This is a genomic window from Stenotrophomonas sp. TWI819, from assembly GCF_039673075.1.
Taxonomy (GTDB): domain Bacteria; phylum Pseudomonadota; class Gammaproteobacteria; order Xanthomonadales; family Xanthomonadaceae; genus Stenotrophomonas; species Stenotrophomonas rhizophila_B.
Genome location: NZ_JBDJKY010000006.1, coordinates 151,994 through 175,657 on the forward strand (window position 1 = coordinate 151,994; position 23,664 = coordinate 175,657).

A 23,664-nucleotide genomic window follows, 5' to 3' on the forward strand; every position below is an offset into this window, starting at 1 on the left:
TAACTTTCAGCCGCCAAGCACAGGCTCTTCTTCGATGCGGAAAAGGCCTTTTCTATACATCGCCTTCAGCTTTGCTCGACGAAGCGAGAAATCTGCGAAATCCGTTTCCACATCCTGTAGATCATCAGTGACCTTCACCAGATAGCCGTTGGCGAAATCGTCCACCCTGTACCCCGCGTCCCGGATTTCCTGCCGGTTGCCCTCAATGGCGAACTCATCCCCGAAGTAGGTAGCCCAGGCAAGATTGGGGAGTTGGGGCGATAGAGATGCCCCTAACGATCCGGCCTCAAACGACGCCCAAGCCGCACTCTTCACGTTTTCCGGTGCAGTGAAAAGGTGGAGCATGGCAAGTTGTGCCGGAAACAACGTCAGAATGGAACGGAACAAGCGCTCCCATGCGACTGACTTGTTCCAGGGAGCAGTGATGACGATCGCCGCAGGCACCGGCGCTCCCGCATCGTTGACGATACCGTGCCGCACATATCCGTTTGACTTGACTAGCGTCTTTCTCCGCCATGCGAATCTCCGGGGCGATTGGTATGAGCGCCCTCGTGAACTGACGGTTGCCATCTCCGCCCAGTGCGCGGCAATGCTTGCCTCTCCATCAAAGCTCTCTGTGAAACGATCGGCACTATGAGACACCTGTTGAGGAGCCATGCCCTCGGAGGCAAGGGCAGAGATCAACGCCCTGCCCAGGCCAGATTGGTAGTTTCCGCGCGAGAGCGGATGGCTATCACAACGAGCTTTCTCATTCGAACTCCGTAAGAACTCCAGTCTTTGGATCGTAACGGTAGATCTTGGGGGGACTTCGGCACCACCGCACCAGGGTGGGCCGCACGCAGCGCTTTGCGCCCGGTGTAGATGCGGCTTCCATCGGCGGTCATGCGCAGGTTGGAAGACAGGTCACGCCCCTCTGCATCGGTGGCCGATACGACGTACGTACCGGACAGAGTCACGCAACCGGAGAGACTACAGATGGCCACCCTGCAGTCGTAGGAGAAGGCATCGTAGCCATCGACGATCCCCTGATCGATGAGCGCGAATAGTTCCTGGCAAATGACCAAGTCTTCCGGAATCACTGCATCTTCTCCTAGAGCTCAAAATCCCGCGCGTCATGCGATTCCGCCCCACGCCAGTATCGGACGGCGTAACCACTACCGAGCTCAACCGCAACGCGGCAAGTCAGCATCCTGCCCTGCGTATTGAAGGCCTGCTCCCTTTCTGCAGTCCAGTAGTTCTCATGCGGATCGTCCCAATTGAGCATGGAATCGAAAGTATCCGCCCACTGCTGCAGATCATCGACCAACCCGGGCATCAGTGGCAGCGATGCAGGATCAATGGCACCGGTCGGGAACTCGTCATCCCAGATGGCAAAGCACCCGTAGTCCGCCATGACCTTGAGCTTGATCGGACCATGAGCCTCGGCCACCTCGCGCGTCATTTCGCTGCGTTGCAGGTGTAGGGGCTCTCGTTTCGGAGCTCTTCACCCGTCTGCAGGTCCTTGATATGCACCACCGCAGCAGGATGGGCCGCACACAGCGCGTTGCGCGCGGTGTAGATGCGGCTTCCATCGGCGGTCATGCGCATGTTGGAGGACAGGTCACGCCCCTCTGCATCAGTGGCCGATACGACGTACGTACCGGAAAGCGTCACGCAGCCGGAGAGACTACAGATGACCAAGGCAGTGACAAGGACACTATGAGTACGACTTGAGCGGATGAATGACATCTGTTGCTCCTTGGGTAGCGCCTATGACTCAGTCTTTGCGCTGGAAGGCATCCGCAGCGCAATGTTTATCAGGGAATGCACGCGCGCGATTTGGGGTACTGCTTGCAGTAGGCACCGTTCAACCGCCTTTGGGGATCGGGTATCGGAATATCTTTCCCCAACAGGCACGCGTCTGTCGACTTCCAGCCGCTGATGCGACAGATCGGGGTGTCACGTCCTCGAGGAGAGTGCGTATAGCCGAGCCGTTCCATGCATATCATTGAGCCTGCAACCTGGCTGAGCGTTCTTGGCACGCGCTCCTTCACCCGCAGGCCGCCGAAGGGGCTGTCATAGCCGCAGTTCAGCAGGTCCTTCCATAGCACCACGTCTTCGGTCCCTGGCTTCTTCCACATTTCCCAATTGTCGGGCGGTGGAGCGAATGCATTGCGTGGAAGGCAACCTGCTGTCAGAAACACGACGAAGGCCAACAGGGTGATCCTGATCAATCTCTTCTCCTTGTCAGCTACCTGCGGACGGGTTTAGCGCACCAGGAATGAACATCCAGCGGCCGCCAAAATCCGTCTCATTCAAACGTTACGACGCATTCCTTCAGAGAATACACACGACCGTCCGAGAGCTCGAAACTGTCACCCTCAAACCGAGCCAGCAGAAGTCCAAGGTGGCGCGCCCCGTCTTCCACATCCGCCCTCCACCCATCTATGTCACCCCGACAGATCATCGCGCGAAACAAGTCGCCGTCCGGAGTCAGGACCGAACACGGATCAGATATGCGACCGCCAAACGTTGCACTCCTCTCTGCAACTCCGTCCAAAAGAGTTCTAAAAAGTAACTTTTCAGCAGTTCTCCCGTCATCTTGGTAGTAAATGGCCATTTGGCCGTCCACTTCCTGCAGCCCAGGGACTAGCCTAGCTTCCCGCCGCTCCAGCTTCCCGCCCAGAATTTTTTCGATTTCAGTGAGGTCTTCGCTCATGGGCACGCTTCTCAATCTTTCGGCGCAGGCACGAAGGTCAGAAACCGAGCCCCATGCAGAGTCACTACTTCACTCATTGCCAGCCACCATGTTCGCGAAATAGTTTTCAACCATCAACCTCAACAAGAAGTACTAACTCATCCTCAGCGAACACTGGTCGAGCACCATTGCGCCAGATGGATAGATAGGGCGCGAAGGTCAGAGGGAGCTCAATCATCACCTCGATGACGTACCAACAGAGATAGTAATCGCCCGCGATCCCATACAGCGCTTCCATCAGCGCATCGATCACAGGATCGACATCTCCAAGGGCGAAGTCCACTTCATCGCCTATGAATGCAAGCATCCATCCCGCTGGCGAATCTGGGTCTTTTGGAAGCTGAAAAGATCGCCGGTCGCGGATGACTACGCGCGCTCCTTCCGCTATGCCTTGAAGTCTTGCATTTCCTCGCTCGCTGCAGAAGGCAGCGAGTTCTTCCAGCCACGCCTTGGCGGCTGACAGTAGAACCACGGCATCATCGGGGCTTTTTGGTTGGAAGTAGAGGTAATCATCCAATTTTGAAGCATCGAGCACCTCCTTCGTCCTACGATGCAGCTCCGTACCCGCTGCGCCGTCACTGAAGATGGAGCGCAGCTGATCTTGATCAAGCTCTTGTTTGAATAGTCCAAGGAAGTGCGATTTGTCAAATTCGCGCAAACCCTTGGAGCACATTAGCCAATCATTGAGTAGGTCGTTCATCTAAGTCTTCTTGGGTAGCGGTGGAAGCAGGTCGGGGTCGATTTTCAGGCGGAACGTCCCAGTTGAGCATGGATTCGAGGAGGTCCACCCACCGCTGCACATCCTCGGCCAACCCGGGTGTCAGTGGCAGCGGTGCAGGATCGATGGGCCCAGTCGGGCACTCGTCGTCCCAATAGGCAAAGCTCCCGTAGTCCGCCGTGACCTTGAGCTTGATCGGGGCCGTGACCCTTAGCCACCTCGCGCGTCATTTCGCCGGATTGCAGGTGTAAGGGCCCTCCGAGCGCAGCTCTTCACCCGTCTGCAGGTCCTTGATGTGCACCACCGCACCAGGGTAGGCCGCACACAGCGCGTTGCGCGCGGTGTGGATGCGGCTTCCATCGGCGGTCATGCGCAGGTTGGAGGACAGGTCACGCCCCTCTGCATCGGTGGCCGATACGACGTGCGTACCGGACAGCGTCACGCAGCCGGAAAGACTGAAAATGGCCAAGGCAGTGACAAGAACACTACGACTCGAGCGGATGAATGACATCTGTTACTCCTTGGGCAGCACTTATGACTCAGTCTTTGCGCTGGAAGGCTTCCGCAGCGCAATGCTGATCAGGGAATGCACGCGCTCGATTTTGGGTACGTTTTGCTGTAGCCACCGTTCAACCGCTTTTGCGGATCGGTTGTCCGAATATCTTTCCCCAACAGACACGCATCTGTCGTCTTCCAGCCACTGATGCGACATATCGGGATGTCACGCCCTCCTAGGGAATGGGTATATCCAAGCCGCTCCATACAGATCATGGTGCCTGCGACCTGGCTGAGGGCTCTTGGCACTTCAGCCTTCACCCCAGCACCGCTGAACGGGCTGTTGTAGCCGCAGTTCAGCAGGTTCTTCCATGGCACCACGCCCTCGGCCCCTAGCAACTTCCACATTTCCCAGTTGTAGGCCTGCGACAGGTTAGACCGCGAGGCCCCATGTATTACATCGTCTATTGCAACCAGAACGGGCGGCCATCCAGATCATCATATGCCGCAAGCGGAATTCGCTTGTCCATCATATAAGCAGGCATTTGACTCCGGACTACCCTTACCGGTTCATAGCAGTAGCTTGATGCTGGATCTGATGCAAACTCTTGAAAGTTAACCTCAGCAGACTCCATGCAATGCTCGATCGCATCGAAGTATCGGGAGAATACCTTCGCAAGATTATCTGCCCCAAGATCAAGCCCACCTTGCATTGCCTCAACTTGATTTAGTATTGACAAGAGCGCCGAGCTGGAAGTTCCAGAAAACACGTCCTTCACCTTCTCCAGTATCTGCCTTGTAGACGCTACATCCACTCTTCGTACGTAGCGTCTGTAAAGCCGATCAGTAACAAGCTCGCATCCTGCGTTCGCCAGAAGCTGAGGGTGGGAGCGGATCAGCTCGAAGAAAGCTGCCATTGCTTGCGAGCTTCCCAAGTCAAACAGGGAGCTCCCCCCCCTGAATCCTACGTTGCTCATTGCTGTCACCTCATGAAGTCGATTGATTCTGGCTTGATGACGCCATTGGATTGGTCGGATATTGCTTTACGGATAGCAACTTCCTGCTGAGTAGTGACTGGGCGGTCTCAAGAAGCAAGCGCAACACGTGATCTGAATTCTGCGATCTCTTTGTCCATCACTTCGGCAGGTGTCTTCCAGCCCAGCGTCTGACGTGGTCGTGTGTTCATGAGCATCGCAACGTGGTTGAGATATTCCTGGCTCGCGCTCGACAGATCAATGCCCTTCGGCAGGAACTGGCGAAGCAATCCGTTGGTGTTCTCGTTGCTGCCGCGCTGCCATGGCGCGTGTGGATCAGCAAACCACACGTCGATATCCAGGCGGCCCATCAGCTCTGGGTAGCACGTCAGCTCCGTGCCTCGGTCGTAAGTCAAACTGGTGCGCATGGATTCGGGCAGCTTCTTTAGTTGGCGACTGAAGCCCTCCAGTGCCGCTTCAGCTGTGCATCCGTCCATCTTGCAGAGGATCACAAAACTGGTCTTTCGTTCGACCAGTGTCGCTACGCAGGAGCGGTCGAAAGCCCCCTTGATCAAGTCGCCTTCCCAGTGGCCAGGAACCAGTCGTTGCTGCACTTCTTCCGGGCGATGCACGATACGCAGCTGCTCAGGAGCCCATGTCCGCTTGGCTGCCGTCGTACGGCGCAGACCCCGCATCGGCTTGCTCTGCCGAAGTGCTTCCACCAGCTCTTTCTTCAGCTCGCCACGCGGGTGGGCATAGATGCTGGCGTAAATAGCCTCGTGGCTGATGCGCTGGCTGGAATCGTCCGGATGCATGTGGCGAAGCTTGGCAGCAATTTGCTGGGGCGACCAGCGATACAGCACCAAGTGATCACGAACGAACTGAGACAGCTCGCTGCCCTCGACAAGCCTTCGACGCCGAACAGAGCGTAGTCGGCGCGTGCGATAGGCTTTGCCGGCCTCGGCGGCGCTGTACGTCGCCGCACCTTGCCGGGCCACCTCGCGGCTCAGGGTCGAGGGACTGCGGCCCAAGCGCCTGGCGATGGATCGCATGCTCTTGCCATCCTGGATCTCGATCTGGACAACGGCGCGTTCTTCCGCGCTCAAATGGCTGTAATGCCTGGACATGCTGACACCCTACTGGTTAGCGGGTGTTGCACTTGGAAAATGAGTCTAAGCAGTGCTTCCATCAGCGCATCGATCACCGGATCGACATCTCCAAGAGCGAAGTCCACTTCATCGCCTATGAATGCAAGCATCCATCCCGCTGGCGAGTCTGGGTCTTTTGGAAGCTGAAAAGATCGCCGGTCGCGTATAACGATGCGCGCTCCTTCCGCTATACCTTGAAGTCTTGCATTTCCTCGGTCGCTGCAGAATGCAGCGGGCTTTTCCAACCCCGCCCTGGCGGCTGATAGCAGAAGCACGGGATCAACGGGGATTTTTGGTTGGAAGTAGAGGTAGCCATCCAATTTTGACACAACGAGCACTTCCTCGGCCCTACGGTGCAGCTCCGTACCCGTTGAGCCGTCACTGAAGATGGAGCGCAGCTGATCTTGATCAAGCTCATCTTTGAATAATCAAAGTAAGTGCGACTTGTCAAATTCGCGCAAAACCCTTGGAGAACATTAGCCAATCATTGAGTAGGTCGTTCATCCAGGTCTTTTCGGGTAGCGCTGGAAGCAGGTTGGGGTCGATTTTCAGGCGGAACGTCCCAGTTGAGCATGGATTCGAGGAGGTCCACCAACCGCTGCACATCCTCGGCCAACCCGGGCGTCAGTGGCAGCGGTGCAGGATCGATGGGCCCAGTCGGGCACTCGTCGTCCCAATAGGCAAAGCTCCCGTAGTCCGCCGTGACCTTGAGCTTGATCGGGGCCGTGACCCTTAGCCACCTCGCGCGTCATTTCGCCGGATTGCAGGTGTAAGGGCCCTCCGAGCGCAGCTCTTCACCCGTCTGCAGGTCCTTGATGTGCACCACCGCACCAGGGTGGGCCGCACATAGCGCATTGCGCGCCGTGTAGATGCGGCTTCCATCGGCGGTCATGCGCAGGTTGGAAGACAGCTCACGCCCCTCTGCATCGGTGGCCGATACGACGTACGTACCGGAAAGCGTCACGCAGCCGGAGAGACTACAGATGACCAGGGCAATGACAAGAACACTGCGACTGCGACCCGAGCGGATGACTGACATCTGTTGCTCCTTGGTAGAGGCGCATTGGCCTCACGATCAAGTTCATCAGGTGCGTGCTACGGGTATCGAGTCGTCAGATTTCGCCATGAACGCAAACACATCTTCGTACTTCGGTAGCGGCGCGATGGGCAGCCACTCCTTCGGAACGAATGGCGAGTCAACGTTGACCTGGAATCCATGCCGCCAAGCGATTTTTGCGTAGACGATGGCAAACGTGCAGATCAAGTGTTGGCTGTAGCCGCTCTCCTCGCGTTGACGACGCCGCATCAGCTTCGGTTCAACGAGCTCGGCCAGCGCCGACTCCATCCCACCCACATCGCCCTCCGTCAGCGAAAGGTGGAAACGGCTATCTGCCTGATACGCCGCCTGTTTTGCCGGGACGTCGCTGAGGAATTCGCGGCAGCGCTCTGCGAGCGGCTTCCAGTCGCCGCGAAGTGCCAGCCACGTGTTGTAGTGGTAGTACTCATCCATCCGGGGATTGTTGAGGCGAGTAGAAGCAGGGCTGCCACTCTCCAATGAGAATGGATAGGCGAATTTGCCGAACCAATCGATGAGAGATGGCTCGTTGGAGAGCAGTGGCATCAGGTACACCGGAGTGAAGTACACGCCCTTCGGGTCATGTTGGTACGTGATGCGCTTCAACTTGCCCGATACGTACGCCCACTGCTTAAGCCCATTGATATCTCCGCCTTCAAACCATGCCAGCAGGGCTCTCACCATTGCGTATTCGTGCAGCAGCGCCTTACAGATGTAGGGATCACCAGTGCCCTTCTCGATGTGTGCAATGTACGCATCAGCGTCGAGGCCAATGTTGGGATCAAGAAACAGCTTTAGACGCTCGATTCCGGCTTCGAAGCTCGCCATATTGTTGTCATCTTTCATTATTCATTTCCATCGACTAAGCGTGACCATAACCAATTCACCGGAAGTCTTGTTTACGCCAGCTACTGCGATCTTCAACGTTCCGTTCGCCATGGCGGTGCGCACCGCGTTCTCGGCAGTAATCTCGTAAAGCGCCTCGGCGAGGCCGCAGATCGAAGGTGGTAACGCACCCTCGAACCAGCGTGGTTCTTCGCCCACGGAATCGGGCGTTCTCGCCAAGCCATGTCTTCTCCACACGTGTCAGTCCGCCGCGAGAACCACGCTCCCGTGAATTGGATATGTCGTGACCCTCTGTCTAGTATGGTTCCCTATAATCTGTGGGATCTTGCCAATACCTAACGTGATGTGCTGCCCCCAGTTCCTTGGCGACCTTTGAAGTCAGCGATCGGCCTTTCGCCTCGAAATCCAGTTCTTCGGCTTGGGTCCAATGGTCTGCAGTAGGATCGTCCCAATCTAGCTTCTGCTCATAGAACTCAACCCAGCGTTTAAGTTCTAGAACCAGATCCTTTGAAATCGGCAGGGACTCCGGGTCAATATCTCCCGTTGCGAACTCGTCGTCCCATAGCGCATAGGCCTTGTAGTCAGGCATCACCTTGATCTTCATCTCGGACCGCTTCCTGCAGGATTTGCGCCCACTACGAATCCATTCCTGGAAACGGTAATCGCGACTCTTTGGACCTTGCCATTCAACATAACCTCATAGACGGAACGACCCGTTCCTTGGCCTTGGTATCCGACGAACTTACCTGACTTCAAAGCATACATAACGAATGCTGGAATATCGGCCTGCGACACGCCAATGTTAGCAAAGTCGCCCGCATGCTCCTTGATGATATGGCCCAAGCCTGCCTTCGGCGTGCCCCTCTCCAGGAATGCGATTGTTCCATTTGGCAATCGCACGACGGCCACAACATCCTGCACGGTTATCTTCGTTCCAACAGAGAGAAGCTCGGCAATGAGAGTCCGGTTGGAGACAGCTTCCTTAATCGCACCAGTGACAACTGCAGCCTCCTGTTTCGCGAGCGGAGCGCTGAGTCCACCGCTGGCGAGGGAAGCAGCGATGATGGCCCACCCAGCCTTTTCGTTACCTCTGTTGATCTCACCGATGCCGTCAGCCACGCCCTTGGCGCTTACGGCCATGCAACCAAGACCGGTTGCGCACAAAGGAATTGTTACAGCCCCGGACTTGGCTGCCTCATTCGCTGACGGAACCATCTGCTGGTAGTCGATCAGCTGCCCCAGGTACAGACCATTACCTGGATCTCTAGGGATGGTCTGAGCAAATCACGCGCAATGCTGGATTCTTGAGTAAAACAGCGTCCGCGCGTTACCTGAGCAGCGGATAGTTGCGAAAATGGGGTTTTGGAGGTCCCGTTAGGCACCTCCAGACGGATTTATCCCCGGGCCGGCAGGAACTGCCGACGGGTCATCCACAGGTTGGACAGCGCAAGCAGCGTCAGCACCTGCGTGCTGTTCTTGGCCAGGCCGCGATAGCGCACTTTGGTGTAACCAAACTGGCGCTTGATCACCCGGAAGGGATGCTGCACCTTCGCACGCATGCTGGCTTTGCAACTTTCCCAGCGCTCGTGCTGCCGGCGCTCCCTCGCGTTCTTGATCGCCTTCACTTTGCCTCGCTTCCTGGCGATCAAGAAGGCCGCCTTCGAGTCCTGAAGCTCCGGCCGCGAGTCCGCTCCGGTATAGCCGCTGTCGCCCAGCACACAGCCCTCTTTGCCGTGCAGGAGCTCGTGCGTGATCGTGACATCGCCGACATTGGCAGCCGTGCACTTCACGTGGTGCACAAGGCCGGAGAACTCATCCACGCCGATGTGCGCCTTCATGCCGAAGTACCATTGATTGCCCTTCCGGGTCTGGTGCATCTCCGGATCACGCGCCTTGTCGGCATTCTTGGTAGAACTGGGCGCGTGGATGATCGTGGCATCCACGATCGTACCTGCGCGTAGGCTCAGGCCGTGATGCTGCAGGTGTGCGTTGACGGCCTCAAGCATCCTGGCGCCCAGCCTTTGAGTCTCCAGCAACCGACGGAAGTTGAGGATCGTGGTCTCGTCGGGGATACGCTCAAGGCTGTTGATGCCGGCAAATCGGCGCATCACCGCCATGTCATACAGCGCTTCTTCCATCGACGGGTCGCTCAGGGCGTACCACTGCTGCAGGAAGTGGATGCGCAACATTGTCGCCAGCGGGTACGGCTGACGACCTCGTCGGCCTGAAACCGGATAGTGCGGCTCGATCAGCGCCAGCAGCCGTTTCCAGGGAACCACCTGATCCATCTCGTCGAGCAACAGCTCGCGGCGCGTCTTCTTGCGCTGGCCCAAGCCTTCGGCATCACCGAATGTCAGCTGCATGGAGTGTCCTACAACGGGTGTCTGAGGAACCTCAAGCTTGCCCGCCAGCGGCCGGCGCCACCATCAGATTTCGCGCAGATTTGTTCAGACCATCCCTAGTGTCTATCCCTGAATTCTTAGGATCCAAGGATTCGTTCAGTCGCTGTATCCCGGCCCGAAGGTCCTCTTGACTCACGGATCAACCCTCTGCTTTGACTACACACTCCTGTAGTGGAAACTTTGAGCCATCTGCTACCAAGAATTGATCTCTATCGATCTTCCCTAACAGAATTCCCTTCGCACGCGTATTAGTGACAATATCTTGTCGCCAACCATCGATATCGCCGTGATATGACGCTGCACGAAATAGTCTTCCATCCGGGAGGACGATGGTGCACGGGTCTGACACGAGTCCGCCGGCTTTGGCGCTAGGGGTGCTTACGCCCTCCATAAGCATCCGGAAAAGCTTTCGGGCCGTAGTTCTTCCGTCGTCCTGATAATAGATGACCTCTAACCCCTCCCTGGGATTGAGGCCTGGTAGTTCGCGCTGCCCTTTTCGCGCCAGTCGCCCCCCAAGCGCCTTTTCAAGATCGTTAAGTTCATCGGTCATGTTGCGCAGCACTATATCTGCCCCAAGCGCGCTCCCGCAATCACGTGCGTCCTACCGGCATCGAGTCGTCAGATTGCGCCATGAACGCAAATGTATCCTCGTACTTCGGCAGCGGCGCAATGCGCAGCCACTCCTTCGGCACGTATGGAGATGACACCTGCACCCGGTGACCGTGAAGCCATGCAATCTTTGCGTAGACAATAGCGAACGTGCATATGAATGGCCCGGTGGTACCGCTTTCCTCTTCCTGCCGACGCTTCATCAGCTTTGGCTCGACCAACTCGTCCAGGGAGGCTTCCATGCGGGCGACGTCCCCTTCCGCTAGCGCCATGTGAAAGCGAGAGTCAGCTTGGTAATTTCCAAGCTTGGTAGGCACATCCCCCAGAAATACCTCGCAGCGCGGGACCAAAGTCTCCCAATCACCACGCAACGCCAGCAGGGTGTTGTAGTGGTAGTACTCATCCATTTTTGGATTGTTACGCCGCTTCCCAGATAGCGAGCCACTTCCAGGCATAAATGGATAGTCGAAACGCGAGAACCACTCGACGAGGTCCACGTTGTCGGAAAGCAAAGGCGTCAGATACATGGGCGTCCGGCAGTCTTTTGCTGGACGCTCCTGAAACAGGATGAGCCTGATCTTTGCTGCAACGTACGACCACTGCTTCATCCCTTCCAGGTCTTGACCCTCGAACCACGAGAGCATCGCCTTAGCGACCGCATACATGTGCAGACGCTCTTTGCAGGCGTACGGGTCTCCCGTGTTTGTCTCGATGAAACGAAGACAGGATTCCGCGTCATAGAACTGACCCGGCTGCAACCGATGGTGCAGAAGCTCAATCGCACCGCTTATGTCACTGAGGTAGTCAGCGCTCTTCACGTTCGTCACCACCGATTTATGTTCACCATTACCAACTCGCTAGTTTCCTTGTTCACCCCGGCCACCGCAATCCTCAAAGTTCCGTTCTTTATTGCCTGTTGAACCGCTGCCTCCGCCGGTGTAGGGCCAATTTTTCCAAGCACCGCATTGATCCAATCGTCCGATAGCTGGACACCGGCTTTCGTAGATCCAAGCTGGACTGTCCCGGCAGAGATCTGCTTTGAGTCCAAGATTATGGTGACCGTCCCATCTGCAGATTGCAGCACGTGGTCGAAGCCGTTGTTGCTGCCATATTTAGTACCACCAAGGGACATGAGGCCTTCTCGCTTGGCAATGTGTTCAACGAGCTCCTCGGTCAGCACGCCGGTCTGATCGCCGTGATCTACGATCCTCTGAACGAGAGCTTTCTCCGCGTCGCTTACCACGTCAACCACGCAGCCGCCGTCGCACACCTTCTGCTTACTGAGGAATCCGCCCGCGGTGACGTTTTGTGAAGGCGCACTCAGCGCCTCCGCAATAGTGTTCTGCGCAACGCGCGACTCAGTTGCCTCGTGTGCGGCCTTGGCCGCTGCCGCCGCAGCATCATCGCCAAACTTTCGCGTAATCTGCTCCGCCAAGCCCTCAGCCTTGCCTGCGACCGTTGATCCGGCAACCGCTGCACCGCCGAACGATGCGCCGCCCAGTGCATCTCCTGCCGCCACATCTGCCGCGAACGCATATGCCTTCTGGCATAGACCAGGCGACTTCATGCAGACGCCTCGCACAACCGCGATCACCTCTGGCGCCAACAAGGCCGTGCCAACGAGCACGCCTGCGGCCGATCCAACGCCGCCCCGCTGGGTGGTATGCACGTTGTACTCATCGATTGTCATGTCGCCATTCAGCATCTGGCGCATCATGTGCATCTGTTCGCAATCGTTCATTCCATCGCAAGGGAAGGAATCTCGATCATTCGTGTAGCGCCTCAGCTGCGAAAGAGCATACTCAACTGCCTTGTCATCCTTCGAATCGCTGGCAACCAACAGCATGGACGACGCGAAGCTCGCGAGCAGCTGCGGATTCTTTGTCATCAGGCCTTTGTAGATATCCTGGTTCTCAAAAGCCGTTTGCGATGCCGCAAACAGGCTCTCACCTGGCCGATTTACCCCCGCGCCGGTTCGGATCGCGCCCTCGATGAGGAACACATAGGCGTCCGCATCCGATTTCACCCCCACCTTGTCGAACAGATCGCTCCATTCCTTGTCCACCGTTCGTGCTGCCTCGGCAAACAGGCGCTTCTCCGCTTCCTGCACTGAGCACCCGCAGATCTCCGCATAGGCAATCGCGTTGTCCTTGATCCACTGCACTTCGTTCGGATGGAGCTGGCGGTTGAACTGCTCACCAGCGAGTGCAGTCGCTGCGCCGGTTTCGCCGCCAACAAGCGCCCCGATCGCGGCGCTGACGAGCTCGCGGACCCATGCCGATTCCGAGTCCGTAAGAGGCCGTCCCAGCTCGGCTGCACCTGCCCCCAAGGCTCCGGAGAGCAGGTCGCCATTTCCGGCGCCCGCGACCACAAGGCCAGTCACTGCATGCAGGATTGACTTGGCCGTTCCACCATCCTTCCAGAGGTCATACTGGCCCTGGTTGGAGGCAATGACTTCGTTTGCCTGCCGCAACAGCTCGCTCGCGGCGGCACGGTCCGCTTCCGTGGCGCCTTCGCTTTTCAGCACGCGCTCTGCAGCTGCTGCACTCACCTGGGCGTCGCGATACTTGCTCGTCATTTCTTCTGCAAGATCGCCCGCCGCGCGGAACGCCACTTCCTTCGCGATTTGCGCCGCGATCAGGTCGCGCTGCACTTTCTCCGCATCAAACTTGTTCGCAAGACCTTCCTGCTGCAGATCCGTGGCAGTGCGATCCAAGCCTGTCAGAGCAGAGGTATCGCCATTTCGCACCACGACCGTACCGGCAGAAATGTCGCTGCGGGTCACACTGCTAGCCGAGTCACCCGTTGGAACACCCAGGCTCGGACCGGGAATCGGACCACTCCAACGCGTTTCGTTCGGTGCGCCCGCATTCGCGCCTCCATTGCTCTGATCACCAATCGACCCACTGAATCCGACCGAGCCGCCAAAGCTCCCGCCGCTGTAGTTGGCTTGGTTGGAAAGATCCGTCACCCCAAGACTCTCGGTGGAAAGCAGGTTCTTGGACGGGTCAGCAGTGCTGGCAATGACCGCGCCATCCAGCTGCGTGTGGTTGCCCACATTGATCTGGTAGCCGCCCGCACCCGCCGCGATACCGGTCTGCTGGGTGGTGCTGTTGTAGTTGTTGTGGATGTCGGTCTGGCCGTAGCTCACGCTGCCGCTGCTGGCGCCGAAGCACAGCGGCGGAATGCACAGCGAGACGCCGAAGCCGCCGTTCTGGTCCTTCAGGTCGTAGTACTGGCGGTCCTGGCTGCTGGTCAGGGTCAGGTCGCGGCCGATGTCGGCCAGCACGCTGTCGCCCATGGCCTGGGCACCCTGCAGGGTGGTGTCACGGCCGCTGGTCAGTGACAGCTGGTTGCCCGCCTCCACCTGGGTTGCCTGGTGGGTGGTGCCGTTGCCCTGCATCCGACCCTGCGCGGCAGACGCCGCCAGTTCGATGGTGAAGCCATTCTGCGAGCCGCCCAAGCCGAAGCCTACGCCAACGCTGCCGCTGCCGCTCTTGTGGGCGCCATCCTGCTGGTTGCTGCTCTGGCTGGACAGGAAGTTGATGTCGCGGGCGGCATCGAAGCTGGCGTTGTTGCCGGCGCTGATCTGCGCGCCGCGCAGGGTGATGTCGCCGTTCGCTGCGTAGCCATCCGCACCAGTAGTGCCGTCGCCGGTGGCAACGACGGTGACGTTGCGCCCGGCCGATACCGTGCTGCCCTGTTCGATGGACTGGTGCAGGGTGCTGCTGCTGGAGGCGCTGCTGCTGCCCACGCTGGCGGTGACCTTCACTGCTGCGCCGGTGCCCTGCATGGCGTCCTTGGCGGCGTAGCCGGCCTGCGCCGCATAGAGCGCCGCCAGGCGGTCGTCGCCGGCTTGAGAGGCGCGCTGCGCCGACTCGGCCGCCTGCGCGGCCTGCACGCCATACCCGGACAGGGCAATGGTGCCGCCGGCCTGGTTCACGCGGTGGCGCTCGGCCTGGGTGAGGGTATCGGTAGCAGCGTCAAGGATGACATTGCGGCCGACCAGGGTCACGTCATTGCCTGCGGCGATATCCGCACCGCGCGCGACCAGGTCTTCCTTGGCGACCAGGCTGATGTCGCCCTTGTTACTGGTCAGGCTGGTGCGGACGCTGTTCTGGTCAGTCTGCCGACCGTTGACGTCATGGTATTCATTGCGCACGCCGGTACTGCCGGTGTAACCGTCGCCACCGAGATCACCAATCTGCTTGCTGCGCTGGGTTTCCTGCCAGGTCCGGGTGATCTCACCCGGCAGCAGTTCGATGCCGCCCTTCTGGGCCAGCACGTTGAGTGCGTTCTCGGCGGCAACTTGCGCGCCCTGCAGGGTGATGTCGCCTTCGCGGCTGACGAGGTTGATCTTGTCGGCGTTGATGGTGCTGCCGGTCTGGCCGATCACTTGCTGGGTGCTGCTGCCGTCGCTGTTGCCGCTGTTGTACGGCGACATGCGCACGCCGCTGCTGTTCGGCCCGCCCTGGATGTGGCGGAACATGTCGCCGAGCGAGATGGAGCTGGCCCCGTACTGGTTGGTGCGTGAGGAACTGCTCTGGTCGTTGGACTGGGTGTCGATGCTGGTGAGCAGCATCACGTGGCGCTGGGCATCGAGGGTGGCGGTGCCGCCGGCGGCGATGGAGCTGCCGGCCACGGTGATGTCGCCTTCGGTGGCACGGATGCTGACGTTGCCAGCGGCGTTGAGGCTGCTGCCGCGCTGGGTGGTGGTGTCCACCGCAACGCTGCCCTGGCTCTTGCTGCTGCCATAGCCGACGTTGATGCCGGGCAGGGTCAGCGAGGCCGCGCCCAGTTCCTTGATGTAGCCACCGGCCTTGTCCGCGGTGCTGCCCGAGCCGTTGCTGACCTGCTGCAGGTTGCGGATGGTGTCGATCGGTGTGCCGGTGAGCGTTGCGGACACGCCACTACTTCGGCTGCTCTGGCTTGCCCGGTAGTGCTCGGTTTCCTCGGCTGGATTGATGGTGACGTTCTTGCCCTGGATGGCGATGTTGCCGCCCAAGCCCAGCACGTCGTCGGCCGCACGGCCGGCCAGCACGTCGCTGCCACTGAGGGTGACGTCGCCACCCGCGATCATGCTGACATTGCCTTCCAGGCTGCCAATCATGCTGCCGGAACGCGTGGTCTGCTCCAGCGAGGTGGACGTACTGCCCTTCTGGCTGCCGGCGGTGATGCCGATGCCACCGAAGCCGCTGGCACCGCCGCCGCCGAACAGGCCCGACTTCTTCCTGCTCTGGTCGAACGACTCGCTGTGCTGCTCGGTGGCCGCTTCCACGGTGATATCGCGGTTGGCCGCCAGGAGCACGTCGCCGGTGGCGCCGATCTGCACGCCGGTGGCGCTGATGTCGCGGCCTGCCGCGATCTGCACGCCGTCGCCGCTGAGCGTGGTGCCTACCGCGTAGGTGTCCGACGACGTTTCGCGGGTGGTGGTGGTGGTGCTGGAGAGGGTCTTCTTCTTCTTTTTCCAGGTGTCCTGCTCGAACGTGTGCTCCTCATCGGCGGTGGCCAGCACCACGTCGCGTCCCGCGGACACGGCAACGGTACCGCCATCGCTGTACACGCCGGCCGAGGTAAGCGTGGCGTCCTGGCCTGCGACCAGCGCGATGTCGCCGCCGGCCTTGATCGTGCTGCCGTGGACGGTCTGGTCTAGCGTCTGCGTCTGCTGGGAATAGCGCTTGCGACGGATGTCGGTCGAGCTGGTGTCGGTGGTGGTGACCTCGCCCACGTTGAGGTCTCGCCCGGCCACCACGGCCAGCGCGTTGCCGGCGGTCAGGTTGGCCGCGTTGAGGTTGACGTCCTGGCCGGCCTGCAGCGCCATGCTGCCGCCCGCTTCCAGGCCGCTGGTCTGAAGGGTCTGGCGTGTGCTCTCGGTGTTCTTGTAGCGGCTGGTCTGCTCGGTGCTGAGCACGTTGAGGTTGATGTCGTTGCCAGCTACTGCGCTGAGACCGTTGCCGGCCTTCACTTGCACCGCGGTAAGGGTGAGGTCGTTGCCGGCCTGCAGGCCCAGGCTGCCACCCACATCCAGCGTGGTGCGGTTGAACAGCTCGCCGTTGGCGCCGCTCTGCTGAGTGGTGAGGTTGAGATCGCGCCCGGCCTGCAGTGCGGCATTGCCCTTGGCGCTGGTCTGAGCGCCCACCAGCGACAGGTCACGGCCGGCGACCAGCTCCAGGCCACCCGTGGATTCGATGCGTGCCACGCCGAGGCTGGCCACACTCTGCAGGTCGCGGCCGGCGACCAGGCTGATGCTGCCGCCCTGGATCAGGCCGTCCTTGTTGATGATGTCTTCAACCGCAGACACCCGCAGGCTGCCGCCGGAGGTGACCGCACCGCGGTCGTTCAGCAGGCTGCCGGCGTCGACTGACAGCCGATAATCCGCCGTGATCATGCCCTGGTTGTTCACGTTGTTGGCGCGGATGTCCACGCTCTCGCCGGCAATCGCCGCGCCGCCCAGCTGCAGGCGGTCGGCGGTGGCCTGGCTCAGGTACACCACCGGCACCAGCACCTGCTGGCCGCCGACGTTCTGGGCCACCATCCAGACGATGTCTTCGTCCAGCGCGGCCATCTGCTCGGCCGACAGTGCGATACCGACGGTGAGCTGCAGGCGGCCGGCTTCGGACACGCCGCCATCCATCATGGCGCGGTACTGGTCCATGCCGTTGTCGAGGTCGGCATCGAGGTACTTGCGGCCGGTCAGGCCGGTGATCTGTTCCAGCACCAGGCGCTGTTCGTAGAAGTCGTCGCCAAGGCGCTTCAGGCGCTGGTCCGGGTTGAGGTTGAGCTTGGCGAACATGTAGTCCGAGCCCAGCCACTGGCCGTAATTGGCGAAGCGCGGATCGGTTTCCACCAGCCAACGCTGGTTGCCCGGGTTCACGGTGTACAGGCCACTATCCGGCGCCAGCAGGCCCGGCAGCGGATTCTGCGCGGTGCCCAACACCTGCGGCGGCTTGACCACGCCGCTGGTGCCCGGTGCCGGTGCGCCGACGTTCGGGCCCTGGCCGTTGCCGCCGACCGTGCCGATGGCCGGGCCGGTGGCAATGCCGGTCACCGGGTCCGGTGCGCCGGCGTTGCCGGTGGCCGCGCCGGCCTGGCTGCCGTTGCCGAGGGTGGGCACATACGCGCCCACGCCGTTCCAGCCGCCGATGTCGGCTGGCCCGCCGCCGCTGCCCGCGTTGACCACCGTGTTGTTGACGTCGCGGGCTTCAATGACGACGTTGCGGCCGGCGGTGATGCTGGCGTTGCCGCCGGGCACGGCCACTTCCTTGGTGACGGTAGTGGTGCTCAATACACCATTTGCCCACCGTGGCTCTTCGTGGCAGGTCAGGCCGGCACGGCAGGTCTGGTACTCCACTTCATATTCGGAGACGCGCTGGATGGTCTTGGTGGCGGTGAGGGCGACGTTGTTGACCACGCCCGCCCAATCGGCCGGATTGTCGCTGTTGGATGAACCGCGACCATTGATGGTCAGGTTGGTGCCGGCGGCAATGGACGAGTAGATGTTGTCCACGCTCCCGCCGCTGATCAGCATGTCGCGGCCGGACAGGAACTGGCCGGCCGCAGTGAAGGCAGTGATGCGCGTGCCCTGCAGTACGGTATCTGTGTTGGTGACGCCGTGGTCACGCCAGATGAAACAGGGCGATTGTGAATTGCCACAGTACCGCTGGTAGATTTCATACGGCGTGCCACCACCGTCGAACCGGCCGGCATCCGGATCCCCCGCCTGATCCTCCGCGGTGTACGTCTTCTGTTCGTACTGCAGCACACGCCGCTCGTTTCGCACGCCCAGCGCCAGCAGCACGAGGTCGCGTTCGGCTTGGATGCGGCCCGAGCGGTTCACGATCTGCTGCGCGTTGCCACCCCAGCGGCCGCCGATGCGGATGTCGCCGATGCTGTACAGCTCGCCGTCGAGGTTGTTGAAGACGTCGGCGTTGATGGCCAATGTACCGGTGGTGGCAAGCAGGCCCTCGTTGTAGTCGCGCACGGGCACGGTACTGCCCAGTTCGCGACCGTTGGTGACAGTGCCGGCGCTCAGCGTGACCTGGTCGCCCATCACCGTACCGGTGTTGGTGAACCAGCTGCTGGTGGCCTGCACACGGTCCCCGTCGATGCGGCCGGCATTGTTGATGCCCTGGCTGGCGGTGAGCGTCGCGCTGGCCGTACCGGCGCCGTTGCCGGCGCTGATGGTGCCCGCCGCAGTGTTGTCGATCTGCGTGGCATTGAGCTCCAGGGTGCCGCTGGTCTCGATGCGGCCCTGGTTGATCAGCGTGCCCGCAACGTTCAGCGCCAGGCGCCCGTTGCTCTGCAGCTGCTGTGCGTTCTGGTGCAGGTAGTCCCCGGCCAGGTGCAGTTCCAGGTCGGCGCCGCCGAACAGGCGGCCATTGTTGCCCTGGAAGGTCTGCAGCTGTGCCCACAACTGCTGGTAGGCACTGATTTCGCCATTGCCGTTGTTCAGCGCCCCAAGGTACAGGGTGCTACTGCGGGTAATCAGGCGGCCCCCGGTGTTGTCCAGGCTGGCGGCGCGCAGGGTGAACAGATTGCCTGCGGAAAGCTCGCCCGCACCGTTGAGGACGGTGGCCGATGCGTTGTCCAAGGTCAGGTCGGCGCCGGCGTGGACGCGCCCGCTGCGGTTGTCCAGCTGGGTGGTCTGCAGGGTGGCGCTCTGGCCCGCGACCAGCTTGCCGCGCTGGTTGTTGACGGTGGCGGCGCTGAGCGCGATGTTGCCTTGGGTGCTGCCGAGCACACCATCGCTGTTGTCGAGCGCACCGCCGGTGGTGACGGCCAGCGTGTTGCTGCCATCCACCACCAGGCGACCGCTGCGGTTGTCCACCGCACCCGCCGTGATGCCGGCCGCTGCATAGGCTTCGATGCTGCCGCTCTGGTTGTCGAGCACGCCCTCGGCGTCCAGCTGCAGTTGACCGCCGGCATACAGCAGACCGCCGCCATTGCGCAGGTCGCCGTTGATGTCCAGCGTCAGATTCTGCTTGGCGTACAGGTTGCCACCTTGGTTGCCCAGGCTGGCCGTGATGACGCTTGCATTGCCCTCGGCACCGATCAGGCCGGTGCGGTTGTCCACGCTGGCCGCCTGGATCTGCAGGGTGCCTGCCTGACGCTGGGCCAGCGTGCCGGCCACGTTCTGAAGGGCTTCGGTGGCGCGCAGCTGCAGGTTGCCGACGGCATCGATGCGGCCGCCGCTGTTGTCGATCTGGCGCGCGCGGATATCGGCGCCGCGGCCGGCACTGATCTGGCTGCCGGTGGTATTGGTCAAGTCGCCGGAGACATCGACCAACACGGCGCCGTTGCCGACAATCAGGCCGCCGTTGGTGTTGCCCAGCGCGCCAGCGCGCACGGTCGCGGTGCCGGTGCCGGCGTGCTCGATGCGCCCGCCGTTGTTGAGGAGGGTCGCCACCTCCAAGGTCAGGTCAGTTGCGTTGGCGGCAATGCGGCCACCGTCATTGCGCAGCGCACCGCTGAAGGCGAGCGTCAATGCGTCGTTGCCGGTCTGGATCAGCTCGCCGGCGCGGTTGTCCAGCGCTGCGGCCAGGATGCCAAGGCGCGCTGCCTGCAACGAGCCGCCCTGGTTGATCAGTTCGCCGGTGGTTTCCAACTGCAGCGTGCCTGTAGCGACCAGGGTGCCGTTGCTGTTGTCCAGCGTGCCGCCGGTGGCGCGTGCCACCAGCTCGCCACCGGACCACACCAGGCCATTGCGCAGGTCCAAGCCACTGCCTTGCAGCGCCACGCGCTGGCCGGCGTGCACTTTGCCGGATTGCAACAGCAGGGTGTTCGCGGTCAGGCTGACCTGGCCGGTGCTGCCCAAGACGCCATTTGCCGCAAGGCCGCCCACAATCTGGCCGCTGTTGTCGACGGTGTCGCCACTGACGGTGACGTTGCCGCTGGCCAGCAGTCGGCCACGGTTCTCAACCGCAGCGGACTGCAGGGTGACAGCGGCGGCCTGCATGCTGCCGGCGTTGCGCAGGACGGTGCCCGCATCCGCGCTGATCCCACCGGTAGCGTATACATCGCCGTCGCTGGTAAGTGCTTGGCCGGCATGCAGGGTGATGTCCGCGCTGCTGTCCAGGTTGCCCGCCAACTGCAGGTCACGCTGGGCGCGCAGGGTCACGCCGGTGGCAGCGTAGGCTTTGCCACTCTGGCGCAACGTGCCGCCCGCCTCGGCGTTGAGCTGTCCGGCGGCGATGGTTTTGCCGGTCAGGGCCAGATCACCGGTGGTGGTCAGGCGCACGTCGGACTGCTCGCTGCCGAGATCGCCGCTGCTGTCCAGCGAGGCAGCCTGCACGTCCAGCGTCTGCACGGACACCAGGCTGCCTTGGTTGGTCAGCACGTCGTTGGCCACCAAGTCGGCACGTCCTGCACTGTAGACGGCGCCGCTGTTGTCGATGCGCGCGGCACGCAGTTCCAGCGCGCGCCGTGCGTAAAGGTTGCCAGCGTTGCTGGCGGCCTGCAGCACGTCGATGTCGAACAGGTCCGCACTGGAAATGTCGCCGTCGGCGAGATTTTCCAGCGTCTGCGCACGCAGCGTGACCGCCGCGTCGCTGGCAATGATGCCCGCGTTGCGCAGGATGCCGCTGCTGTCCAGGCGCAGGTCTCGGGCGCTGTAGACGGTACCGGTGTTGTCCAGAGCGCCCGCGTTGAGCGTCATGCGCTCGGTAGCGTGCAGACGCCCGGCGTTATCGAGCTGGCCGGTGGTGGTGGCCGTCAGCTGGCGACCCAGCGCCAGGCCATCCCGGGTCTGGCTGAGGGTGCGCGCATCGAGCTGGAGCTGCTGCGCTGCTTCCAGCCGCTGCCGGTTGGCGATGGTGTCCGCACGGATGCGCAGGTCGCCGTCGCTGATGATCTCGCCAGCGTTGTCCAGCTGCGCGGCACGCAGATTGATCGTCTGGCCGGCGCGCAGGCGCGCGGCGGCCGCGTTGTCGATGCGACGGGATGCATCGACGTCCAACGTGCCTGAGCCCAGCACGAGGCCGCGGTTGTCGAGTGCACCCACGGTCAGGCGGGTGTCACTGGCGGCCGTGGTGCCGGTGTTGGTCAGGCGGTCTGCCCGTGCGGTCAACGTGCGCTCGGCGATGAGCTGGCCGGCGTTGGCCAGCTCACCGGTAACATCCAGGGTGACGTCGGTGCCGGCGGAAAGCTCGGCCGATGCGGCCTGCTGCAGCTCGACGGCGGTGACGGTCAAGGTCTGCGCGGCGCCGATCAGCCCGCTGTTGTCGATCCGACCACTGACCGCCAGCGTGGCGTCCCGTTGGCCGTAGAGCTGTCCCCGGTTGGCCAGGCTGCCGGCCTCGATGCGGGTGCCGGTGCTGCCGATCACCACGCCGGCGTTGTCGATGTGGCCGTTCGCCTGCAACTGCAGCGCGCCCTGCGCCGCCAGTCGCGCGCCCTGCTGCTGCACGATGCTGGCGGCACGCGCCTGCAACTGGTTTGCGGCAATCACCTGCCCGGTATTTTCCAGCTGCTGACCCGCGCGCAGGTCGATGTCGCCGCGACTTTCGGCCTGCCCGGCCAGTCGCAGGTTGCCATCGGCAGCCAGTTGCAGGCGCCCGGCAAGGAGGTTGCCCGAGGCGTCCAGGGTCTGCGATGCGCGGGCATCGAGCACGCCTGCCGCGTATGCGGTCCCCGCAAGCTGTACGTCGCGACCGCTCAGCCGCATGTCCGCACCGGCCTGCGTCGCGCCCGTGGCGGCGAGGGTGCCAGCGCTGTCGACGATGATGTTGCCTGCCGCCGCCGTGCGACCGGTCAGCTGCACGTCACCCGCGCTGGTGAGGACGAAGTCGCCGCCCGTGGCGACCAGTGCGCCCGCACTGCGCACGCCGACGCCGGCCTCGGTTCCCACCAGGCGGATCTTGCCGGCATACATGCCGCCCAGCGCGGCGACGTCCAGGCCGAAGCCCTGTGCCGCACCGTCGCCTTGGATCGCGCGCGTGGCAAGGCTGTCGTAGTCGATGTGGTTGGCACCCACCACCACGTTGGCGTCCTTGGCCCACAGGCCGGCGTTGATTTCCACGGCGCGCGCAAGCAGGTCGATACGCTGCAGGTTGTCTGCATCCAGCCCCGCGCCTTCGATGCGGATGCTGCCGCGGCCAACCTGGAACGCCGACAGGCTCCCGTCGCCGCCGAACAGCGGCGTGCCGGTGGTAAGCACGCCACGGGTGGTGTTGATGAAGCCGCAGCCGTCGCAGGTGATGCCGTTCGGATTGGCGATGATCACCTGCGCGGCCGCGCCGGCCACTTCCACGTGGCCCTGCAGCAACGAACGATTGCTGGAAGTGACTTCGTTGAGGATCAGCCGCGCCGCTTGCCCAGGCTGCAGGTTGGCGTTGCCCTGGATATAGCCGGCCAGCTGGGTCTGTGTGGTGGTCGCGCTGTTGTTGAGTACCTGTCCCTGCCGCCCCACGTTGTACTGCTCGTACTGGTTGTGCGAGACACCGGCGGCGTTCGGCGCGGCGATCTGGACCACCGGGACGCCGTTGGCCGCCTGCTCCTGCCGTGCCTGGCTGCCGGCCTGCGGCTGCACCTGTGCGAACGAGCTGAAGGGCCCGCCGAAAACAACGGTCACTACGGCGGCCAGCAGGCCGATCCGCCAGCGGGAGCTGGAGATGGGACGGGCAACAGTGCGACGGACGTCAACGAGGCGGGTCTTCATGACAG

At 61.6% G+C, this 23,664-nt stretch carries 18 protein-coding genes; all 18 read right to left on the reverse strand.

The window, feature by feature from the left end; genetic code table 11:
* Nucleotides 1-6: 6 nt before the first annotated feature.
* The 18 genes from ABE463_RS10395 to ABE463_RS10480 all read right to left on the reverse strand — a co-directional run bounded on the left by ABE463_RS10395 (nt 7) and on the right by ABE463_RS10480 (nt 23,659).
* Nucleotides 7-684, reverse strand: coding sequence for a hypothetical protein (locus tag ABE463_RS10395; RefSeq protein ID WP_346468193.1), 678 nt, complete (start codon nt 682-684; stop codon nt 7-9).
* Complete coding sequence (locus tag ABE463_RS10400; protein WP_346468108.1) at nt 681-1,079, reverse strand: hypothetical protein; 399 nt, start codon at nt 1,077-1,079, stop codon at nt 681-683. The genes ABE463_RS10395 and ABE463_RS10400 overlap by 4 nt, the downstream gene beginning before the upstream one ends.
* Before the next feature lie 11 nt (nt 1,080-1,090).
* Nucleotides 1,091-1,441 (reverse strand): hypothetical protein, encoded by a 351-nt coding sequence (locus ABE463_RS10405; RefSeq protein ID WP_346468109.1) that lies wholly within the window; start codon nt 1,439-1,441, stop codon nt 1,091-1,093.
* Complete coding sequence (locus tag ABE463_RS10410; protein ID WP_346468110.1) at nt 1,438-1,728, reverse strand: hypothetical protein; 291 nt, start codon at nt 1,726-1,728, stop codon at nt 1,438-1,440. Before ABE463_RS10410 ends, ABE463_RS10405 begins: the two co-directional genes overlap by 4 nt.
* A 68-nt stretch (nt 1,729-1,796) precedes the next feature.
* Nucleotides 1,797-2,213, reverse strand: a complete 417-nt coding sequence (locus tag ABE463_RS10415; protein ID WP_346468111.1) for a hypothetical protein — start codon at nt 2,211-2,213, stop codon at nt 1,797-1,799.
* Nucleotides 2,214-2,290: 77 nt separating this feature from the next.
* Nucleotides 2,291-2,698: a hypothetical protein gene (locus ABE463_RS10420; protein ID WP_346468112.1), complete on the reverse strand. Its 408-nt coding sequence runs from the start codon at nt 2,696-2,698 to the stop codon at nt 2,291-2,293.
* A gap of 106 nt (nt 2,699-2,804) precedes the next feature.
* The gene (locus tag ABE463_RS10425; RefSeq protein ID WP_346468113.1) at nt 2,805-3,437 is read right to left on the reverse strand and encodes a hypothetical protein; all 633 of its coding nucleotides are present in this window, start codon (nt 3,435-3,437) and stop codon (nt 2,805-2,807) included.
* A gap of 244 nt (nt 3,438-3,681) precedes the next feature.
* Nucleotides 3,682-3,966 carry a hypothetical protein gene (locus ABE463_RS10430; RefSeq protein WP_346468114.1) on the reverse strand — a complete coding sequence of 95 codons (285 nt, stop codon included), beginning with the start codon at nt 3,964-3,966 and terminating at the stop codon, nt 3,682-3,684.
* A gap of 448 nt (nt 3,967-4,414) precedes the next feature.
* A complete protein-coding gene (locus ABE463_RS10435; protein ID WP_346468115.1) occupies nt 4,415-4,927 on the reverse strand; it encodes a hypothetical protein in 513 nt (170 codons plus the stop codon).
* 107 nt (nt 4,928-5,034) lie between these two features.
* Complete coding sequence (locus ABE463_RS10440; RefSeq protein WP_346468116.1) at nt 5,035-6,051, reverse strand: IS30 family transposase; 1,017 nt, start codon at nt 6,049-6,051, stop codon at nt 5,035-5,037.
* Between the two features lie 769 nt (nt 6,052-6,820).
* Nucleotides 6,821-7,111 (reverse strand): hypothetical protein, encoded by a 291-nt coding sequence (locus ABE463_RS10445; protein ID WP_293979390.1) that lies wholly within the window; start codon nt 7,109-7,111, stop codon nt 6,821-6,823.
* Nucleotides 7,112-7,156: 45 nt separating this feature from the next.
* Nucleotides 7,157-7,993, reverse strand: a complete 837-nt coding sequence (locus ABE463_RS10450; protein WP_293979392.1) for an Imm49 family immunity protein — start codon at nt 7,991-7,993, stop codon at nt 7,157-7,159.
* A gap of 3 nt (nt 7,994-7,996) precedes the next feature.
* Nucleotides 7,997-8,212, reverse strand: coding sequence for a hypothetical protein (locus tag ABE463_RS10455; protein ID WP_346468117.1), 216 nt, complete (start codon nt 8,210-8,212; stop codon nt 7,997-7,999).
* Nucleotides 8,213-8,288: 76 nt separating this feature from the next.
* Entirely contained in the window at nt 8,289-8,597 is a 309-nt protein-coding gene (locus tag ABE463_RS10460; protein ID WP_346468118.1) for a hypothetical protein, read from the reverse strand.
* Nucleotides 8,594-9,133: a hypothetical protein gene (locus ABE463_RS10465; protein ID WP_346468119.1), complete on the reverse strand. Its 540-nt coding sequence runs from the start codon at nt 9,131-9,133 to the stop codon at nt 8,594-8,596. Before ABE463_RS10465 ends, ABE463_RS10460 begins: the two co-directional genes overlap by 4 nt.
* A 254-nt stretch (nt 9,134-9,387) precedes the next feature.
* Nucleotides 9,388-10,356: an IS5 family transposase gene (locus tag ABE463_RS10470; RefSeq protein ID WP_346468120.1), complete on the reverse strand. Its 969-nt coding sequence runs from the start codon at nt 10,354-10,356 to the stop codon at nt 9,388-9,390.
* A gap of 629 nt (nt 10,357-10,985) precedes the next feature.
* Nucleotides 10,986-11,822 (reverse strand): Imm49 family immunity protein, encoded by an 837-nt coding sequence (locus tag ABE463_RS10475; RefSeq protein WP_346468121.1) that lies wholly within the window; start codon nt 11,820-11,822, stop codon nt 10,986-10,988.
* 5 nt (nt 11,823-11,827) lie between these two features.
* Nucleotides 11,828-23,659, reverse strand: coding sequence for a hemagglutinin repeat-containing protein (locus tag ABE463_RS10480; RefSeq protein WP_346468122.1), 11,832 nt, complete (start codon nt 23,657-23,659; stop codon nt 11,828-11,830).
* Between the last annotated feature and the right edge of the window lie 5 nt (nt 23,660-23,664).

Bases quoted from the DNA above. Each gene is read 5' to 3' on its own strand.
- ABE463_RS10465 (WP_346468119.1), bottom strand. From the start codon at position 9,133: ATGGCCGTAAGCGCCAAGGGCGTGGCTGACGGCATCGGTGAGATCAAC.
- ABE463_RS10410 (WP_346468110.1), bottom strand. From the start codon at position 1,728: ATGTCATTCATCCGCTCAAGTCGTACTCATAGTGTCCTTGTCACTGCC.
- ABE463_RS10460 (WP_346468118.1), bottom strand. From the start codon at position 8,597: ATGAAGATCAAGGTGATGCCTGACTACAAGGCCTATGCGCTATGGGAC.
- ABE463_RS10420 (WP_346468112.1), bottom strand. From the start codon at position 2,698: ATGAGCGAAGACCTCACTGAAATCGAAAAAATTCTGGGCGGGAAGCTG.
- ABE463_RS10440 (WP_346468116.1), bottom strand. From the start codon at position 6,051: ATGTCCAGGCATTACAGCCATTTGAGCGCGGAAGAACGCGCCGTTGTC.
- ABE463_RS10425 (WP_346468113.1), bottom strand. From the start codon at position 3,437: ATGAACGACCTACTCAATGATTGGCTAATGTGCTCCAAGGGTTTGCGC.
- ABE463_RS10480 (WP_346468122.1), bottom strand. From the start codon at position 23,659: ATGAAGACCCGCCTCGTTGACGTCCGTCGCACTGTTGCCCGTCCCATC.
- ABE463_RS10430 (WP_346468114.1), bottom strand. From the start codon at position 3,966: ATGTCATTCATCCGCTCGAGTCGTAGTGTTCTTGTCACTGCCTTGGCC.
- ABE463_RS10470 (WP_346468120.1), bottom strand. From the start codon at position 10,356: ATGCAGCTGACATTCGGTGATGCCGAAGGCTTGGGCCAGCGCAAGAAG.
- ABE463_RS10445 (WP_293979390.1), bottom strand. From the start codon at position 7,111: ATGTCAGTCATCCGCTCGGGTCGCAGTCGCAGTGTTCTTGTCATTGCC.
- ABE463_RS10450 (WP_293979392.1), bottom strand. From the start codon at position 7,993: ATGAAAGATGACAACAATATGGCGAGCTTCGAAGCCGGAATCGAGCGT.
- ABE463_RS10405 (WP_346468109.1), bottom strand. From the start codon at position 1,441: ATGACGCGCGAGGTGGCCGAGGCTCATGGTCCGATCAAGCTCAAGGTC.
- ABE463_RS10435 (WP_346468115.1), bottom strand. From the start codon at position 4,927: ATGAGCAACGTAGGATTCAGGGGGGGGAGCTCCCTGTTTGACTTGGGA.